At 50.6% G+C, this 1548-nt stretch carries 1 protein-coding gene; it reads left to right on the top strand.

The window, feature by feature from the left end:
* Positions 1 to 186: 186 nt before the first annotated feature.
* Positions 187 to 1548, top strand: a 1362-nt coding sequence (locus tag DW806_RS14845; protein WP_147358122.1) for a DUF6531 domain-containing protein, incomplete at its 3' end; no start/stop codon positions are given.

Raw genomic sequence — 1548 nt, 5'->3', positions numbered from 1 at the left:
TGATAAACCGTATGCTCGGCAGAAACTATGAAACGGCAACCGAACTGCACAGCATGGCTTGTCCGTTCCCCGATGTCAGCCAGAGCAACTGGGCGTATGGCAACATCATGGAAGCCGCTATCACGCACAAGCACTGATAGAAAGAATTAGAAACGGAAGAACTCCTGAATAGTTGGAGGTAAACTTATGAAGAAAGCATTAGTCCGCAGAGTAGTTTCTCTGTTCCTGTGCTTTTGCATGGTGATTGGATTCGTGCCAATCATCGACGCACAGGCAGCAGAAATCAAAGGCGGCACATTCGACCCGCATACCGGTTATCTGGAACTGGAATTTGGGTATCAGCTTACGCAGTATGTGAATATCAATGTCTATGTCCGCAGTCCTTCGGACGATGGATTGAAGAAAGAATTTGTCGGCTCGATTGTAGAGAATTACCTGCTCTCCGGTGCAAACGATGTTAAAGCATGGCTTCCCGAAGATTCACCGGACACTATGGTATCGCCCTACACACCGGCAACCAAAACGGACGGCGGTTTGGTAAAACTGTCCGAGGACGGCATTTATCAAGCAGACAAGAACTTTGCCGGTGAAGATATTGAGCCGGTAGCCATGATGAAGCACACGCTTATATGGGACGGCTCTCTCAATGGTATTCCGATTATCGGTCCGAACCTCGATGAAGATGTGTTTTATCTGACCGTAGAAATTGAACCGCTCGGCAGACCGGATAAGAATGTTGAGTGTACCGACAGTGATGATAGCCACACGCACGGTCAGAACTATACTTGGCCGCAGAAGCAGGAGAACGGCAAGAAAAAGTTTGCTGTCAGTACCGAACTGCTGGTAGACTACCGTGATTATGTTGTCGGTGAAGATGGCACGGCGGCGTTCCTCATGCTGAAAGGCAGTTTGTCCGATGAAGTACGCAAGAAACTGTACGAGCAGTTTGTCAGCGGCAGTCTGGCGTGCAATGAATTGACCGGTTTCCCCGAACTGGAAGGCTTGGTGCTGGACTACCAGAACCTTGACCCTGTAAACATGGTAACAGGTGCGTACAACTTCATGTACGAGGACTTGAAGCTGGAAGGCATTATCCCGCTGACCTTCCTTCGTGTTTACAACTCGCGCTACAACAAGGGTGCGCTGGGTACTGGCTTTACGCACAGTTACGATTATTCGCTCATCAATGACCGTGGTATTATCCGTGTGACAATGCCCGGCGGTGAGGAGCAAATCTTCCTTACGCTCCGTGGCGGCGGCTATGATTCTCTGGCAGACAGCGGCTTTGTTCTGGAAAATGAAGCAGACGGCAGCTACCGCATGACGCACGAGGACGGCGCAGCGTTCATTTTCTCGAATGATGGCAAGAGCGGCAAGCTGCAAACCGTCTATAATCCCGATGGTACGCCGGTAGCACAGCTTACCTACAACGGCGATGAACTGACCGGAATTGACGGCATTGCAGGCAGCTATACGCTGGCATGGTCGAACGGACATATTTCGTCCGTGACCGATAACGCAGGCCGCACCGTATCGTATGAGCATGAC

The organism is Butyricicoccus sp. AM32-19 (genome assembly GCF_003480365.1).
GTDB lineage: Bacteria > Bacillota > Clostridia > Oscillospirales > Butyricicoccaceae > Agathobaculum > Agathobaculum butyriciproducens.
Note: the sequence above shows the minus strand (reverse complement) of the source record. Positions and strands in the feature narration are given on the sequence as shown.